Origin of the sequence: Acinetobacter sp. YH01005, assembly GCF_013420465.1 — a bacterium.
In the GTDB taxonomy this organism is placed as follows: Bacteria; Pseudomonadota; Gammaproteobacteria; order Pseudomonadales; family Moraxellaceae; genus Acinetobacter; species Acinetobacter amyesii.
In genome coordinates, this window is record NZ_VOYA01000033.1 from 1 (window position 1) to 16,666 (window position 16,666).

Genomic DNA, 16,666 nt, shown 5'->3' on the forward strand with positions numbered 1-16,666 from the left:
AAAATCATTTGAATGATTTCTTCTTGGTCTACGTGCCATAAAATACTCCATATATTGATGTTTATAACATCATTTGGGGAGCAAAATATCACTTATAAGTGTTGTTCAAATTTCCTGATCCACCTCTCCCTTATCAATGGAAAGAATCGGATCAAAAGCTAAAGCAATGGAATTGTACAATCTTTAAAACTTATCAAAACAACCTTAAAGAATTTGATAAAAAAGATAATGAAATTAAATCTCTAAATGAAATATCATCAAAATCTATTAATGATTTTTGTTCGTGATAGAAAAAAAGCAGGCCACGGCCTGCTTTTTTAAAATGGATAATTAATTCATAATATTAACGACGTTGGTTATAAACCTGCTGCGCTGCTGGTAGATTTTTACGCATCGCTTCAATACGTTGTGAGTTTGATGGATGCGTAGACAGGAATGATGAACCTCCCGCACCTTCAAGCTTGTTCATTTTTTCCCAAAGTGTAATCGCCGCTTGTGGGTTATAACCTGCACGTGCCATTAACATTAAACCACCTTGGTCAGCACGGCTTTCTAGAGAACGTGAATACGGTAACCCTATACCGATTTGACTACCTAACTGCGCAGCAGCAGTGCCCAATTGACCGACATTATTGCCTGCGGCACTTAAACCAATATTCAGCGCAAGATCCGTTAAAGCTTGAGCACCCAATTTACTTTTTGCATGTTCTTCAAGAGCATGGACCATTTCATGTCCCATAACTGCTGCAATTTCTGCATCGGTTAAATTCAGTTTATTGACGATACCTGTATAAAATACAACTTTACCGCCTGGAGCTACAAAGGCATTGACTTGATCAGATTTCATAACCGCCAATTGCCATTGGAACGCTTGACCCGTTTGGTTCATTTGGTCTGCATAAGGACGCAGTTTTTGGAATACAGTATTAATGCGCTTATATGTACTCGAAGAGGTATCGAGCTGATTTTTAGAACGCGCATCTGTCACCATTTTGTTATAACTTTGTGTTGCTTGCGCGTTCAATGTAGCAGTATCCGCTCCTGCCATATCTGCCACTGTCGCACAGCCCGAAATCGTCATTACACCGGCCATACACAGGCTCGTTAGAATTATTTTTTTCATTAAGGATACTCCAGACCATTAAAATATAAGTGAATTTATGGATATTATATTCTTATGGTTTGGAGCTTAAAACGAAGTTATAGCGACTTATAATAGTATTTATGTAATTTTTTTAAGCTGAAAATTGAAGAACCAACCAATAGATTAAACAAACCACATTCAAGCCCAAATACACATGCATTAATGGCTTAATTTTTTCCTCTAACTGCACATTTTTTCGCTTAAAAAATAGGATAGCATTTTGTATCAAAACTATGGGCACAAGAATACAGGCAATAATCACCGACAACCCAATCAGGGCTTGATAAATTAATTGTGGATCTTGAGTTTGGGCACGAATGATCATCATAGCAATAGTGGGTGCTCCCCCCATCGCAAATAATAAAGAATAAAAAATGGTGGTCGAAATATTCTTTTGCATCCTGCACTTCTCTTCCTAATTCAAATTGCATTTTAGCAACTCAACACAATGTGTATAGCGTACTAAAATGCAACTTTAGTCTTGAAAACCGCAGATATTAACGACGTACACTCGAAGGTGTCGCATTTTTATAATATTGCTGTGCTTCTGGCATCATTTTTTGCATAGCAGCAATACGGTCATTATTGCTTGGGTGTGTAGACATAAATTTGCTCAGTGCGTCGTTGCCACTGTTATCATTCGCATTCATTTTTTTCCACAATGAAATCGCCGCTTCTGGATTGTATCCAGCCTTTGCCATCATCACTAGGCCACCTTTGTCTGCGCGGCTTTCCAAATTACGTGAATACGGCAAGCCCACACCAAATTGACTACCCAAATCAAGCAAGGTTGCACCATAGCCGCCTGCAGCATTGCCTACATATTGTGAACCGATACTCACCGCAAGATTGGTTAGTGCTGAAGCGCCAATTTTATTTTTTGCATGTTCTTCTAAGGCATGAACCATTTCGTGACCCATGATTGCAGCGACTTCATCATCCGTAAGTTTGAGTGTTTCGACGATTCCTGTATAGAAAACAACTTTGCCACCGGGTGCGACATAGGCATTGATTTCTTTAGACTTGATCACGGCAACTTTCCAATCAAAAGCCTGACCCGTTTGATTCATCTGATCTGCAAACGGTTTCATTTTCCAGAAAACACGGTTTACTTTTTGATAAGTCGCAGACTTGGTATCGAGCACTTGTTTGGTCTGCGCGTCTTTCAGCATTGCGTTATAAGACTGTGTTGCTTGTAAGTTCAAAGATGCAGAATCAGCACCTGCAAGATCAGCAATCGTGGTACAACCTGATAAAGAAGCTGCTACGGCAAAGCATGCCAAAGATTTTTTATAATTCATCATGATCTCTAGTTATTTATAAAGAGTGTCAAATATATACAAAAAATTGACTGACTCAATATTTTTATGCTTATTTTTTTCAAAATCTTTATTTTTCCATTATTTAAATTTAATATCTGATGTTACCCCGTAAAAATAATTTCACATTTTTTAAATACTTTTAAGTATATTCAACGGAGTCTTACATCTTGGGTTTAAATACAGGGATTAGCCTTCGGCTGGAGGTACCTCTTACGAAACGTTGTTTCTCATTAGGCAAAATGAGAAACAACGTTTCGTAAGGAAACCATCTTGCGGTGCAATGCACCTCACCGACAAAACTCGTTCACTAGTGTCAAATTATTCACAGTATTGCAATAACATTTTTAATTAAAAGTTTTCCTGTCTCAAACACTTACGGATGACCTTACCGCGTATCATTCTTTTATTTGAATCAAATGGCACTTCGGATGTTACTAAGTATTCTCAGTTTATAATACATGCCGTTTTTTGAAGTTATGTTCTTCGCTATATAAAAAAAGCCCCGCTTTCGCGAGGCTTTTACATCTTAATTCAACAGCACATTATGCGTCGAATGGATGACGTAATACGATTGTTTCATCACGGTCTGGACCAGTTGAAATGATGTCGATTGGACATTCAATCAATTGCTCTAAACGTTTCACATAGTTAATTGCATTTTGTGGCAATTGATCTAGTGATTTCGCACCGAAAGTAGACTCAGACCAACCTGGCATAGTTTCGTAGATCGGTTTTAAAGTTTCAAATGCAAGCGCATCAGAAGAACCTACACAACCAGAATCAGCTGCTTCGTAACCTACACAGATTTTCACTTCTTCTAAACCATCTAGAACGTCTAGTTTAGTTAAGCAAATACCAGAAAGTGAGTTTACTTCTACTGAGCGACGTAGAATTTCAGCATCGAACCAACCACAACGACGTTGACGGCCAGTAGACGCACCAAACTCAGAACCGACAGTACCCAAGTGTTTACCGATCGCATCACCAACATCATTAGCAGCATCATAAACAAGTTCAGTTGGGAACGGACCAGCACCTACACGAGTTGTGTACGCTTTAGTGATACCCAATACATAGTCAAGGTGTAATGGACCAAGACCTGAACCTGAGCTTACGCCACCAGCAGTCGTATTTGAAGATGTAACATACGGATATGTACCGTGGTCAACGTCAAGAAGTGAACCTTGCGCGCCTTCAAACATGATTTTCTTACCTGCTTTACGGTAAGCATGAAGTTCACCAGTAACGTCCATCACCATAGGTTCGATGACTTTACGCCATTCGTCACATAGAGCGATCACATCTTCAACTTTAACGGCTTCAACACCGAAGAATTGAGTCAATTGGAAGTTATGGTATTCAAGAAGCTCTTCAAGTTGAGCTTTAAGATGAGCACCACCACGAACCAAGTCAGCAACACGGATTGCACGACGGGCCACTTTGTCTTCGTATGCAGGACCGATACCACGACCTGTTGTACCAATTTTCGCATTGCCACGTTTTTTCTCACGTGCTTGGTCAAGGGCGATATGGTGTGGAAGGATCAATGGGCAGTTTGGAGAAATACGTAGACGTTCACGTACAGGCACGCCTTCTTTTTCTAAAACTTCCATTTCATGGATTAAAGCTTCAGGTGATAAAACAACACCATTACCAATTAAGCACAATACGTTGTCACGTAAAATACCAGATGGAATGAGGTGTAATACAGTTTTCTTACCACCAACCACAAGTGTATGACCTGCGTTGTGTCCACCTTGATAGCGAACTACCGCAGCCGCTTGATCTGTGAGCAGGTCGACGATCTTACCTTTACCTTCGTCGCCCCATTGGGTACCAAGTACCACAACATTCTTGCCCATAATAGCCTCATTGCATCATGCTGTTAAAATTGGAAAAAACGTGTGTGCCCGCAGGCACATCCGCGATTAAATTTGTTTGATTGTCCACTCGCCATTTGCATTCACCAACTGGTGCGTTGCATACGGTGCTGAGCTTAAATCATCATTACCTAACAATTGAACCACACTGAATCCTTCGGTACGTGCTGCTTCAATTGCCTTTAATAAATCTGCTTCGATGCCTTTTGGTGCAACCAAAACTTGGCTTTTCTGAACTTGACCTGCAGTTAATGCATATAGGTCACAAGAAAAACCTGTAGCTGGACGCGCACGACCGAAGTGTTCACCAATACCGTCATAGCGACCGCCTTGAGCCAATGGCGCAGCACGGTTTGGCGCATATACGGCATACATTAAACCAGTGTGATAGTGATATGAACGAAGTTCAACCACATCAATACCAATGTGTAAGTCTGGCCAACGGGCTTGGATTGCCGCTTGAGTCGATTTCACTGCATCAAAAGCCAGTTTAAATGCTTCGTTATTTAAAACTTCAGCACTTAAATTTGCTTGTAACGCATCTAAATCACTTGCAAAACGACCTAAAGTATAAAAGTCAGCACCATTTGGAATGCTTTGTGTGAATTCAGCAAGTTCAGGTAGAGCTTTACGTTGATACAAGTCAGATAACTGACGTTCAACTGCTTTGCTCAAGCCAGCTTGTTTCACCATGCTGCGGAATAAACCGACATGCCCTAAATCAAGATGGATACCATCTGCATGACCTGCTTTAGCAAGCAAGTTGATCATGACATCAATCAGTTCAACGTCAGCATCAATGCTGTCTGAACCAAATAATTCAGCACCTAACTGTAAAGGTGCACGTGTGGTATTAAAACCCTGTGGCTTAGTATGTAGTACTGTACCAGCGTAGCAATAACGAGCTACACCTTCGACAGGATGTACATGCGCATCAATACGAGCCACTTGTGGTGTCATATCGGCACGCACACCAAGCAAACGACCTGAAAGTTGGTCGATCACTTTAAAAGTGGCTAAGTCTAAATCTTGATTCGATTCTGAAAGAGAAGATAGAGATTCGATGTATTCAATGAATGGCGTGTACACCAACTGATAACCTCGAGATGCGAGGAAATCTAATGCTTCACGACGCAAAGATTCAATCACTTGCGCCTGTTCTGGCAGTACATCAGCTACACCATCAGGTAATAACCATGTCTCTGAAATGGGCATGTTGTAAACCTAAATTCTTGTCAGCGCGGAACAAATCCGCATAAAAAAATCGGGAGCACACCCGATTTCTCCTAGTTTAGCACGATAGTTTTACGCTTGCACACGACTTTTTCATAAAAGATGCTTCAGCATTCATTACTTCATCTACAGCTTTAACTTTTACAACTAAATCCATGTTTATGCTTATATTTTAAAATCCTGTGAACGTTATTTTTTTAACCATTTGATAAAAAATAATAAGCGTCCTACTTTCTATAGATGAAGTTTTAAACAAAGTTATAAATATGATCAGGCTCAATAACTTAATTTAAGACTCGAACATCAATCCAAAGGAAGTGCTGTAGTTTGTTTAACAGCCTGTAACGGTATCTCTGTTTTTACATTTTGCACACTGGCGATCTGCGTTAAATGATGAATCTGAAACTTTCGATAGGCTTCTAAATCTGCCACGACGATACGTAAGAAAAAGTCACAATCCCCTGCCATGAGTTGACATTCAACCACTTCAGGCATCGTTTGAATCGCTGCAACAAAATCATTCACGGTTTTTGCATCTTGACCTTTTAGCCAAATCCGCGCAAATACCGTTAAACTTAAATTCATTTTTGACTGATTCAGTAAAGCCACATATTTCTCAATATAGCCTTCATCTTCTAGTTGCCTAACCCGCCTCAAACACGGCGAAGGTGATAAACCAACTAGTTGGGCCAATTCATTATTTTGTAGTTTTCCATTTTGCTGTAATGCTTGCAAAATGCGTTTATCTATCTGATCCATCAATAAAGGCACTAAATTTCACAATAATCTTTATTTTAGCAATTTTATTGCACAATAAAAGCAATCTTCCATAAAATAGCTGCCAAATGCTGCTCAGATATCCATAAAATATTGCTTTCGATCTCGCTTCATGGAAAACGTCATGTTGATGTTTAGACAAAGTACACTCAATCACACCCACTCACAGCATTCTATTGAGTTTAAACGAGGTCTAAAAACATCTATTCCAATGCTGCTGGGCATTATTCCTTTTGCATTAGTTTTGGGTGCTCAGGCAACACATAAAGGCTTTTCTAGTTTAGAAGTTCCGCTTTTGACTGGCCTTAACTTTGCCGGTGGTTCTGAATTTGCCATTTTGGAAGTTTGGACCAATCCCCCTAATATTCTCATGCTGATGTTTATTACGTTTTTAGTGAATAGTCGGCACCTATTAATGGGGGCGAGCCTTGTCCCGTATTTACGACATCTCCCGAATCGCACGGTTTATACCGCTTTATTTTTTATGTGCGATGAAAGTTGGGCCGTAGGTTTGGCCGATGCGCAAAAAAAATCTAATGCTTTGGGAATTCAGCGCGCCTTTAGTTTAATGTTCTATGCAGGCTTATGCTGTGCTCTATATTTGATGTGGGTCGGCTTTACCACTTTAGGAGCAATGATCGGACCGATACTTGGCGATATTAGTCGACTTGGTTTTGATATGGCCTTCCCTGCTGTATTTCTTGTTTTACTACGTGGCATGTGGAAAGGCTTTAAAGCGGCGCGTCCATGGCTGGTCAGTTTGATTGCCGCATCTTTGGCTTACTTGTATCTCCCTGCGGGCTGGTATGTTCCGATTGGCGCAGTTACTGGCATTGCTTCTGCATTTTTCCTAATTGGAGATGATGCATGATCCACACTAGCACCCTGATCGCGATTCTATTTATAGCCTTAACCACTTACCTGACCCGCATCTTGGGTTATGTGTTACTGAAAAACCGTAGCCTCACCAACAAACAACGTCAAATTATGGAAGTTGTTCCCGGCTGTGTGTTGATATCAGTGATTGCGCCCTATTTTGTCAAAGATAATCCTGCTGATTTGATCGTGATGGCCATTACCCTATTTGCAGCATCACGTTTTTCGTTATTGCCTACCGTTGTGATTAGCATGCTTTCAGCAGCAGTATTAAGACAAATTTTGATTTAACTAAGTAATACGCGATCATGTTTTGAATAAGAAAGAACTACGATTTAAACCCAATGATGATGAATATTAGGAATCATCTTATTGGATAAAAAATACCTATACCTTGAGATCACATGCTTCATGCAGATATCGAGCTATGGGCAGTCTTTTGTATTTTTCGATTAACTTTGATCAGTCTTGACCACTTTTGCCAAAAGGTTCACCAACTCTGCATTTTGCAATTCAACTTGTTGTAATTTATGAGCGGTCTGATCTAGAACTTCTTGCTGGATATGCATTTTCTTTGCAAGGTCTTGCATAATTTCCAAGGTCTTTTTCAGGTTGGCTTCTAGATGCACCACTTTTTCTTCAAGTGGCAAGGTTTCATGCGCGGTAGACTGCGATACGTCACGATTAAACTGTAGCCAAATTAAAAATATAACCGCAAGCGCCAATAATAAAATAAATCCCCAAAGTAACATCAACATCATACTCAATACTCTTTATATATTTCTTTGGCTTTCATCTTAAACAATAAATCGGCTGTGCTTGAATATTTTTTAAAGTTTTTCAATATTTTCGAGATACATCAACGTCATTACGCATGATTTTTCATCTAATTTTAGAAAATAAAAAAACACCTATAAGCTAGTAGATGTTTTCTATATTGGATAAGTTTGAATTTTTATAGAGAATGGAAACTTTCACATAAATCGAGCAAGCGGTTCGCATAGCCCCATTCATTGTCATACCATGCGAAAACTTTTGCTTGCTTTCCTACCACCATGGTTTGATTCAAATCGACAATCAATGAATAAGGTGAATGATTAAAATCACTTGAGACCAAGGGCTCATCGGTTACTGACATAATTTCATGATAATCAAAACGTGCAGCTTTGCTTAACACTGCATTTAACTCATGCTTGGTGATAACTGATTGAGACACAAAACTTAAATCGATTGCAGCAACATTGATAGTCGGCACACGAATCGAATAGCCATCAATTCGATCTTCCATTTTCAGCATGACCCGTTTCAACGCACCCAGAGCTGAAGACGTCGTTGGAATAATATTTTGACCCGAAGCTCGTGCACGACGTAAGTCACGATGTGCATGATCCAATACAGACTGATCCGCAGTCACAGCATGAATTTCTGTCATCAGTGCGGTGTCTATACCAAAGGCATCATCAATAATTTTGACTAAGGGCACCAAAGCCTGCGTGGTACAAGACACACTCGAAATAATTTGATCCGTCGCTTTGACTTCATGATGATTAACACCATAGACAATCGCAGCATCAACACTGTCAAACGGCGCAGCACCAATTATCACACGTTTGGCACCTGCACCAATATGCTGTGTGGCTGCCTCTCGCGATCTAAATAAACCTGTACATTCGAGTACCACATCGACATTCAGTTGCTGCCAAGGCAAAAGACTCGGCTGTGCTTCATTTAAAACTTGCACTTTGAGATGCGCTTGAGCACAAGAGATATCTAGAAAAATAGCGCCATCTTGTTCAAGAATTTCGACTTGGCCTGCAAAACGACCATGCGTGGTGTCATATTTAAACAAATGCACCATGGTTTCCACATCAGCGACATCATTTATGGCAACAATTTCATAATGAAATTCTTTTGGATTTTCAAACCAAGCGCGTAATACATTGCGTCCGATTCGACCAAATCCATTAATTGCCACTCGCTGCATGACTTACCCTTCATTTTGAAACAGTTATAAAGCGCTTATATATTAAAGGATTTCAACAATAATTCGTAATCATTAATTCTCTTAATACTTATTAAAATGGGTGTTGAGTGAAAATATTCAAAATAGCTTTTCGACTTTATAATGAAGAAAAATATTCTATAGACTATAAATCACAATGATGAAGCAAACACTACAACCATTTTATTTGTTCTGGCAAAAGCTTAAACCTACAAAGCTCTTTTACGCTTCCATCTCAATATTTTTGATATTTTTATTAGGTTCAACCGAGACTACAGCGCAAATATATCAACACTGTTCATCAGCGGAGATACAAAAATTACAACGCCTATTCTCAGACGATAATTCCTCCAATGCCAATGAACCTGTATTTCAGGACTGCATTCAACTTCAGCATAGTCGTCGATTATTAGCCCTTTCTAGTAATGCGACTGACGTGATTCAGGACAATGCGGGCAATTATGATCTAAAGCTTTATCTTATAGATAAAGGCACATTTCAAGTACTAAAAGTATTTAAGTCACCTAAAGGCATTGTGCCTACGACACGTTTAGATAATGTTCAATTTGATCTCACTCCCTATGCAAAAGATCAGGACTTGGTGGGTATTGCTTTAAAACAATCGCACATAGGCGGTATTCATTCATCAAGACGATTGCTTTACCTTTATGCCATTCAAACTGATTCAAAAATTTTAGCTGTCTTAAATGGACTAATGACCAACTACAACAGCAGTACACAAAGTGCTTGTGATGACTGGAATACTGAAGAATTGAAGCGCACCTTACACATCAGCAATCAAACCCATAAGGGCTTCCCTATTTTCTTAATCAAAGAGTCGAGCATTAGCAGCCATTACAATCACAAAAACTGCAAAGCGTCCGCTGAACATGACCAAGGTCGTTATCAGCTCAAATTTAATGGCAAGGAATACCCCATTCAACACATAAAAAAGACAGATCCTGACTTATAAGCTGATTAATTCACGCCTTTAAAATTTGAAAATGCGTTTAGGATTTAAGTAAAATTTCATCTTAAATTTATAAATAAACCAAAGTACCATTGAGTAAAAACTGCCAAAATTTTCACAACCATAATGAAAATGAATCAATTCAAATGAATTATATAAAAAGTCATATAGTTCATTGAAAATCATTGGTCGCTACACCTTTTTCCGTTATAATTTAGCGTTTTTAAATTTTATGTCAGCATCTCAAGCCAGCTTTAAAATTTTGTAAGACTTGCTTGATAGGCTATTACCAAATCGAAATTAGGAGAGACTTGGTTGTGAGTACTCGTTTTATGACATCAGCTGAAATTCGCGAAGCTTTTTTAAGCTACTTTGAATCGCAAGGGCATACACGTGTCGCGTCGAGTTCTCTGGTACCTGCCAACGACCCAACACTATTGTTCACAAATGCTGGTATGAACCAGTTTAAAGACTGCTTCCTTGGTCTTGAAAAACGTGACTACGTTCGTGCAACTTCTTCACAAAAATGTGTCCGTGCCGGTGGTAAACACAACGACTTAGACAACGTTGGCTATACTGCGCGTCACCACACATTCTTTGAAATGTTGGGTAACTTCTCATTTGGTGACTACTTCAAACGTGATGCCATCACATTTGCTTGGGATTTCTTAACCAACAAAAAATGGTTAGGTCTGCCAAAAGATAAACTTTATGCCACTGTTTACCATACAGATGACGAAGCATTTGATATCTGGAACAAAGAAATTGGTTTAGACGCTTCACGCATTATCCGTATTGGTGACAACAAAGGCGAAAAATACGCTTCAGATAACTTCTGGGCAATGGGCGATACAGGTCCTTGCGGTCCATGTTCTGAAATCTTCTTTGACCATGGTGACCACATTTGGGGCGGCTTACCGGGCACTCCTGAAGAAGATGGCGATCGTTTCATCGAAATTTGGAACAACGTATTCATGCAGTTCAACCGTACTGCTGATGGTGTTCTGCATGAACTTCCAGCACCTTCTGTAGATACAGGTATGGGCCTTGAGCGTATTTCTGCAGTTTTACAGCATGTAAACTCAAACTACGAAATTGACCTATTCCAAAACCTACTTAAAGCTGCTGCTGAAATCATTGGTTTAGATACCACTGAACTTGAAGCAAAAGCACAAGCAGAAAACAAACCAGTTGAATACCCTGCTTCACTTAAAGTTGTGGCTGACCATGCACGTTCTTGCTGCTTCTTGATTGCAGACGGTGTTAACCCGTCTAACGAAGGCCGTGGCTATGTACTTCGCCGTATTATCCGTCGTGCAGTACGTCATGGTAACAAATTGGGTGCAACAGGTTCATTCTTCCATAAAATGTTGCAGCCGCTGATCGACGTGATGGGCGCTGCTTATCCTGAGCTTGCTGCACAGCAAGCACGTATCGAAGCACAACTTTTGAAAGAAGAAGAACAATTCGCAAAAACTTTAGAGCAAGGTTTGAAATTGCTTGAAGGCGAATTGGCTCAACTTAAAGGTTCAGTGATTCCAGGCGAAACTGTATTTAAACTTTACGATACTTACGGCTTCCCGACTGACTTAACAGCAGACATTGCACGTGAACGTGATTTAACCATTGACGAAGCTGGTTTCGAAGTCGAAATGGCGGCTCAACGTCAACGTGCACGTGATGCTGGTAAATTTGCTGTCGACTACAACTCAATTGTGAAAGTTGAAGGCGAGACTCAATTTGACGGCTATGACGCAACTCAAGGCCAAGGTCAAATTGTTGCAATCTACAAAGACGGCGAACAAGTTGATGAAGTTTTTGAGGGCGATGAAGCACTAATCGTTCTAAACCAAACTCCGTTCTATGCAGAAAGTGGCGGTCAAGTTGGCGATACAGGTATCTTCAAAAACGAAACTGGTATTTTTGAAGTTCAAGACACCAAAAAATCAGGCGGCGCATTTGTACACCAAGGCATCGTGACCATGGGTAACTTAAAAGCGGCTCAAGCGGTTGAAGCGATTGTTAAAGCAGATATCCGTGCAGCAACATCGCGCAACCACTCTGCGACTCACCTGTTGCATGCAGCGCTGCGCCAAGTTTTGGGTACGCACGTACAGCAAAAAGGCTCATTGGTTGCCAGCGAACTTTTACGTTTTGACTTTGCTAATGACCAACCTGTTTCATTTGAACAGCTTCAAGAAATTGAACGCATTGTCAATGCCGAAGTGATTGCCAATACTGCTGTTTCAACTGAACTTTTAGACATCGAGGCGGCCAAAGAAAAAGGCGCAATGATGTTGTTCGGTGAGAAATACGGTGACGAAGTACGTGTACTTTCAATGGGTACAACCAAAGATGAGAAAAACTTCTCTATCGAACTTTGTGGCGGTATTCATGTAAAACGCACCGGTGATATTGGTCTATTCAAAATCACTTCTGAAGGCGGTGTTGCTGCAGGCGTACGTCGTATTGAAGCCGTTACGGGTACTAAAGCTGTTGAAGCTGCGCAAAAAGCAGATCGTGACATTCATGCAATTAACGACTTGCTAAAAGCTCAAAAAGACCAAACTTTAGAAAAAGTAGAAGCGCTTTCTCACACTGCATCTAGCTTGCAAAAACAAATTGAACAATTGAACCAAAAATTGGCAAGCTTCCAAGCCGCTGAGTTATTGAGTCAAGTTCAAGAAATTGCTGGCCGTAAAACATTAATCACCACGGTTCAAGGTGTAGATGCGAAATCACTTCGCAACTTGCACGACGGTGTGAAATCTAAGTTAGACAATGCTGTGATCGTGATCGCAGCGGTTGATGCCGACAAAGTGAGCCTCATTGCTTCGGTTGCTAAAGAATACACTGCTGCTGTAAAAGCAGGTGACATCATCAAACACCTTGGTCAAGAGCTTGGCGGTAAAGGTGGTGGTAAACCTGATATGGCTCAAGGTGGTGCGCCTTATAGCGACAAACTTGAAGCGGTAATGACTGACCTCGTTGCATGGTTAGCTGCAAAATAAGACCAAAAGTCCTATAGCTCAAAGTGACTCACCTCCTTTGAGCAAATCAACAGGTTTAAGCAGTGTGTTTTTTAATGCTGGATCCTGCTTAAACACTGTTGATGCGTGAAAGCGCAAACTCAATCATCATGTTGAAACCAATATTCAACCTCTGGCTAAATGATGAAAATGGAGTCTAAAAGGCTGGGTTCATGTGAATCCCCTGCAGACACAAAGTATCTATTTGAACTCCTCCTACCTTGGAGTTCATAAGCTACGTGGTATATTAAAATCGCGCCGAAGTGCGGTCTTAAAATATGTGTAAGTGCTTTAAGTCTTTAGACTTATTTACTTGGTAAGGATAGTTATGGCATTAATCGTTCAAAAATATGGCGGTACCTCAATGGGTACTCCAGAGCGCATTTTAAATGTTGCTCGTCGTGTAAAGCGTTGGCATGATCACGGTCACAAAGTTGTGGTTGTTGTATCTGCAATGAGTGGCGAAACCAATCGTCTACTTGCTTTAGCGAAAGCCATTACCGAAACCCCTGATCCACGCGAATTAGACCAAATGGTGTCTACGGGTGAACAGGTAACGATTTCTATGTTAGCAATGGCACTTAACTCTATTGGTGTTGAAGCTAAATCACTTACAGGCCGTCAAGTCGGTATTAAAACCGACAGCGCATTTACCAAGGCGCGTATTGAAGCGATTGATACGGATGTATTGACTTCAAACCTTGACGCTGGACGTGTCATTGTAGTGGCAGGTTTCCAAGGCTTTGATGCTGAAGGTAACACAACGACTCTAGGTCGTGGTGGTTCTGACACTTCAGGTGTTGCATTGGCTGCTGCACTTAAAGCTGACGAATGTCAGATTTACACAGACGTTGATGGTGTTTACACCACTGACCCTCGTGTCGCTCCAAAAGCGAAAAAAGTTGATCGTATTTCTTTTGAAGAAATGCTTGAAATGGCATCACTTGGTTCTAAAGTCCTTCAAATTCGCTCTGTAGAATTTGCCGGTAAATACCAAGTGCCTTTACGCGTATTATCAAGTTTTGATAATGACGATGATGGCGCATTCGACGAAAACTTTAAACAAAACGTCGGGACACTAATCACCACTGAAGCGGAAGACAACATGGAACAACCAATCATCTCAGGTATCGCGTTCAACCGTGATGAAGCTAAATTAACTATTCTTGGTGTACCGGATAAACCAGGTATCGCTTCAAACATCCTTTCACCAATTGGTGATGCCAATGTTGAAGTGGATATGATTATCCAAAACGTGGAAGAAGACGGTACAACTGATTTCACTTTTACAGTTAACCGTGGTGAATTACCAAAAGCGAAAGCTATTCTTGAAGCGACTGCACAAGAAATTGGTGCACGTGAAGTTGCAACTCGCGCAGACATCGTTAAAGTATCGATTGTTGGTGTTGGTATGCGTTCACACGCTGGTGTAGCAAGCAAAATGTTTACTGCTCTTGCAAAAGAAGGCATTAACATTTTGATGATCTCGACTTCTGAAATCAAAATTTCAGTGATTATCGATGAGAAATACTTAGAGCTTGCTGTACGTGCTCTACACACTGCATTCGGTCTAGATCGTGAAATAGGTGAATCAAGCGCGCGTGCTTAATTAACCTTGCTGTGTGTCAAAATTTGTCATTGTTAGACAGATTTTGAAAAACATCGTAAAAATTCAGAGCCACTATAGTTTTTTTTATAGTGGCTCTGTTATATTAAACCTGAGGATTTTAAAATTTACTCAGTTTGCGACTGTCACAATGATTGTTTCAGATGCACTGCTAAATTTTTTTGCTTTTACAAGTTATGAATTTTACATAACAGATCATTTGCAGGTTTTGCATTTTGCAAGGAGAGAAACATGCTGATTCTGACTCGTCGTGTCGGAGAAACATTAATGATTGGAGACCAAGTTAGCGTGACTGTACTTGGTGTTAAAGGTAATCAGGTTCGTATTGGCGTGAATGCTCCAAAAGAAGTATCTGTTCATCGTGAAGAAATTTACCAACGAATTCAACATGAACGCGCAATGCACGAACATCTCCAAAACATTGATCAAGAATATCAGCCATCTTTTGAAGAAACTGATTATTCACAAAACAACTATAATCGCTAAGATTTAAGTTGTTAAATGATAAAGCGGCTCATTAGGCCGCTTTAAATTTATCTAGAACATGCGTTTACTATATAAGTTCAACTGAGCTTAATTACTGCCCTTCTAGAACTTTACGTACGGGACCAAAACTGCGGCGATGTTCATCAATCACCCCATACTGTGCAATCGCTTCGAAGTGCGCTTTGGTTGGATAGCCCTTGTGTTTCGCAAAACCATACTGTGGATATTTTGCATCCAGTTCAACCATTTCGTGGTCTCGAGTCACTTTTGCCAAAATACTCGCAGCCGAAATCTCTGGATGAATCGCATCACCGCCCACGATTGCATCACAGCTCATTGCTAAACCGGTTGGGACTTTATTACCATCGACCAACACGTGTTCTGGCTGTACATTGAGTTTTTCCACTGCACGACGCATTGCAAGTAATGATGCTTGCAAAATATTGATCTCATCAATTTCTTGTGCAGAACTTTCAGCAATCGCCCAAGCCAAGGCTTTTTCTTGAATCTCAATAAATAACTTTTCACGTTTTTTTTCAGTGAGTTTCTTAGAATCGTTTAAACCTTCAATCGGGTTATTTGGATCTAAAATGACAGCTGCCGCAACAACCGAACCCACCAATGGACCGCGACCCGCTTCATCTGCACCAGCAATTTTCATATATCTCTCACTCAAAATAAAATACGACCCTTAATTTGGATTTGCTAATACTCAGCAATACCAATGTCTGGGTCGTATAAAATGTTCTAAATCTTAGTTTTTAAATGTTTCAATCACGCAAGCATTTAAAGTATTTGTCACGATTTTAGCCGCAAGATTTGCTTGTGAAGTTTTATCCATTGCTGCTACAACCAAATCCGTTGCAGTCACGCTAGTTGTCGCTTTCTCGCCTACACATGAACACACTTCAGTTTGTAGTTCAGATTTTTGAGTTTCTGTTAATAATTTTGAACCTGTTTTCCAGTAGCTGTTGTTATTTAGCTCAGTCACGCATTTCGCTTGAACACCCACTTTAACAGCCATCATTGCCAAGCTGTTTGCTGAAGTTGTACCTGTAGAGGTACTTGTACCAGTTGTACCAGTCGCAGCACATGCAGAAAGAACAAGCGCTAATGGCGCTAGAACAGCAACTAATTTTTTCACGAATATTTCCTTTGTTCTGTTAATTAACGCGCATATTGTGCCCCAAATCACAGAGGTGGTTCCACTTGTTTGAACAACTAAAAGCGTATTTATAAGTGATATTCTGCTCTAGTTAAGCCACCTTGTTTTGTTGCGGTAGCTGATCATAGTAAAACTCATTTGGTGTCATTTTGTCT

At 40.2% G+C, this 16,666-nt stretch carries 16 protein-coding genes; 6 read left to right on the forward strand and 10 right to left on the reverse strand.

The features are described 5' to 3' along the window. Positions 1 to 343: 343 nt before the first annotated feature. The 6 genes from FTT72_RS14880 to FTT72_RS14905 form a co-directional block, all read right to left on the reverse strand. Positions 344 to 1,123 (reverse strand): M48 family metallopeptidase, encoded by a 780-nt coding sequence (locus FTT72_RS14880; RefSeq protein ID WP_168379353.1) that lies wholly within the window; start codon positions 1,121 to 1,123, stop codon positions 344 to 346. A gap of 112 nt (positions 1,124 to 1,235) precedes the next feature. Further along, a complete protein-coding gene (locus FTT72_RS14885; protein WP_180113969.1) occupies positions 1,236 to 1,544 on the reverse strand; it encodes a hypothetical protein in 309 nt (102 codons plus the stop codon). A gap of 97 nt (positions 1,545 to 1,641) precedes the next feature. Then, positions 1,642 to 2,445 (reverse strand): M48 family metallopeptidase, encoded by an 804-nt coding sequence (locus FTT72_RS14890; RefSeq protein WP_078194387.1) that lies wholly within the window; start codon positions 2,443 to 2,445, stop codon positions 1,642 to 1,644. A 563-nt stretch (positions 2,446 to 3,008) separates the two neighbouring features. Further along, positions 3,009 to 4,328, reverse strand: coding sequence for an adenylosuccinate synthase (locus tag FTT72_RS14895; protein ID WP_078189071.1), 1,320 nt, complete (start codon positions 4,326 to 4,328; stop codon positions 3,009 to 3,011). 66 nt (positions 4,329 to 4,394) lie between these two features. Continuing rightward, a complete protein-coding gene (locus FTT72_RS14900) occupies positions 4,395 to 5,561 on the reverse strand; it encodes an ATP phosphoribosyltransferase regulatory subunit (RefSeq protein ID WP_180074063.1) in 1,167 nt (388 codons plus the stop codon). 321 nt (positions 5,562 to 5,882) lie between these two features. After that, a complete protein-coding gene (locus FTT72_RS14905; RefSeq protein WP_180020870.1) occupies positions 5,883 to 6,338 on the reverse strand; it encodes an Lrp/AsnC family transcriptional regulator in 456 nt (151 codons plus the stop codon). Between the two features lie 142 nt (positions 6,339 to 6,480). Here FTT72_RS14905 and FTT72_RS14910 point away from each other — a divergent pair, with 142 nt between their 5' ends. Both FTT72_RS14910 and FTT72_RS14915 read left to right on the forward strand, forming a co-directional pair. Then, the gene (locus FTT72_RS14910) at positions 6,481 to 7,227 is read left to right on the forward strand and encodes an AzlC family ABC transporter permease (protein WP_180178617.1); all 747 of its coding nucleotides are present in this window, start codon (positions 6,481 to 6,483) and stop codon (positions 7,225 to 7,227) included. Next, complete coding sequence (locus FTT72_RS14915) at positions 7,224 to 7,523, forward strand: AzlD family protein (RefSeq protein ID WP_180056023.1); 300 nt, start codon at positions 7,224 to 7,226, stop codon at positions 7,521 to 7,523. Before FTT72_RS14910 ends, FTT72_RS14915 begins: the two co-directional genes overlap by 4 nt. 161 nt (positions 7,524 to 7,684) lie before the next feature. Here the strand turns inward: FTT72_RS14915 and FTT72_RS14920 are convergent, their stop codons facing one another. Then, positions 7,685 to 7,987 carry a hypothetical protein gene (locus FTT72_RS14920; protein ID WP_180004122.1) on the reverse strand — a complete coding sequence of 101 codons (303 nt, stop codon included), beginning with the start codon at positions 7,985 to 7,987 and terminating at the stop codon, positions 7,685 to 7,687. A 200-nt stretch (positions 7,988 to 8,187) separates the two neighbouring features. Continuing rightward, positions 8,188 to 9,216, reverse strand: a complete 1,029-nt coding sequence (locus FTT72_RS14925; RefSeq protein ID WP_180178618.1) for a type I glyceraldehyde-3-phosphate dehydrogenase — start codon at positions 9,214 to 9,216, stop codon at positions 8,188 to 8,190. 175 nt (positions 9,217 to 9,391) lie between these two features. On the opposite strand from FTT72_RS14925, the gene FTT72_RS14930 reads away from it, so the two are divergent. The 4 genes from FTT72_RS14930 (at position 9,392) to csrA (ending at position 15,346) form a co-directional block, all read left to right on the forward strand. Next, positions 9,392 to 10,207 carry a hypothetical protein gene (locus FTT72_RS14930; protein ID WP_180009413.1) on the forward strand — a complete coding sequence of 272 codons (816 nt, stop codon included), beginning with the start codon at positions 9,392 to 9,394 and terminating at the stop codon, positions 10,205 to 10,207. 314 nt (positions 10,208 to 10,521) lie between these two features. Further along, on the forward strand, positions 10,522 to 13,215 hold the full coding sequence (alaS, locus tag FTT72_RS14935; protein ID WP_180178619.1) for an alanine--tRNA ligase: 2,694 nt from the start codon (positions 10,522 to 10,524) through the stop codon (positions 13,213 to 13,215). Positions 13,216 to 13,561: 346 nt separating this feature from the next. Continuing rightward, the gene (locus FTT72_RS14940; protein ID WP_180020859.1) at positions 13,562 to 14,842 is read left to right on the forward strand and encodes an aspartate kinase; all 1,281 of its coding nucleotides are present in this window, start codon (positions 13,562 to 13,564) and stop codon (positions 14,840 to 14,842) included. Between the two features lie 249 nt (positions 14,843 to 15,091). Next, complete coding sequence (gene csrA, locus FTT72_RS14945) at positions 15,092 to 15,346, forward strand: carbon storage regulator CsrA (RefSeq protein ID WP_078189080.1); 255 nt, start codon at positions 15,092 to 15,094, stop codon at positions 15,344 to 15,346. Between the two features lie 91 nt (positions 15,347 to 15,437). On the opposite strand, the gene rnhB is transcribed toward csrA, so the two are convergent. Both rnhB and FTT72_RS14955 read right to left on the reverse strand, forming a co-directional pair. Continuing rightward, positions 15,438 to 16,007: a ribonuclease HII gene (gene rnhB, locus FTT72_RS14950; RefSeq protein ID WP_168379347.1), complete on the reverse strand. Its 570-nt coding sequence runs from the start codon at positions 16,005 to 16,007 to the stop codon at positions 15,438 to 15,440. A gap of 93 nt (positions 16,008 to 16,100) precedes the next feature. Then, positions 16,101 to 16,490, reverse strand: coding sequence for a hypothetical protein (locus tag FTT72_RS14955; protein WP_078189082.1), 390 nt, complete (start codon positions 16,488 to 16,490; stop codon positions 16,101 to 16,103). Positions 16,491 to 16,666: the final 176 nt, after the last annotated feature.

What these genes read in the sequence shown, in the direction of transcription:
- FTT72_RS14880 (WP_168379353.1), bottom strand. Translation starts at nt 1,123, where the DNA reads ATGAAAAAAATAATTCTAACGAGCCTGTGTATGGCCGGTGTAATGACG.
- FTT72_RS14885 (WP_180113969.1), bottom strand. Translation starts at nt 1,544, where the DNA reads ATGCAAAAGAATATTTCGACCACCATTTTTTATTCTTTATTATTTGCG.
- FTT72_RS14890 (WP_078194387.1), bottom strand. Translation starts at nt 2,445, where the DNA reads ATGAATTATAAAAAATCTTTGGCATGCTTTGCCGTAGCAGCTTCTTTA.
- FTT72_RS14895 (WP_078189071.1), bottom strand. Translation starts at nt 4,328, where the DNA reads ATGGGCAAGAATGTTGTGGTACTTGGTACCCAATGGGGCGACGAAGGT.
- FTT72_RS14900 (WP_180074063.1), bottom strand. Translation starts at nt 5,561, where the DNA reads ATGCCCATTTCAGAGACATGGTTATTACCTGATGGTGTAGCTGATGTA.
- FTT72_RS14905 (WP_180020870.1), bottom strand. Translation starts at nt 6,338, where the DNA reads ATGGATCAGATAGATAAACGCATTTTGCAAGCATTACAGCAAAATGGA.
- FTT72_RS14910 (WP_180178617.1), top strand. Translation starts at nt 6,481, where the DNA reads ATGTTGATGTTTAGACAAAGTACACTCAATCACACCCACTCACAGCAT.
- FTT72_RS14915 (WP_180056023.1), top strand. Translation starts at nt 7,224, where the DNA reads ATGATCCACACTAGCACCCTGATCGCGATTCTATTTATAGCCTTAACC.
- FTT72_RS14925 (WP_180178618.1), bottom strand. Translation starts at nt 9,216, where the DNA reads ATGCAGCGAGTGGCAATTAATGGATTTGGTCGAATCGGACGCAATGTA.
- FTT72_RS14930 (WP_180009413.1), top strand. Translation starts at nt 9,392, where the DNA reads ATGATGAAGCAAACACTACAACCATTTTATTTGTTCTGGCAAAAGCTT.
- FTT72_RS14940 (WP_180020859.1), top strand. Translation starts at nt 13,562, where the DNA reads ATGGCATTAATCGTTCAAAAATATGGCGGTACCTCAATGGGTACTCCA.
- csrA (WP_078189080.1), top strand. Translation starts at nt 15,092, where the DNA reads ATGCTGATTCTGACTCGTCGTGTCGGAGAAACATTAATGATTGGAGAC.
- rnhB (WP_168379347.1), bottom strand. Translation starts at nt 16,007, where the DNA reads ATGAAAATTGCTGGTGCAGATGAAGCGGGTCGCGGTCCATTGGTGGGT.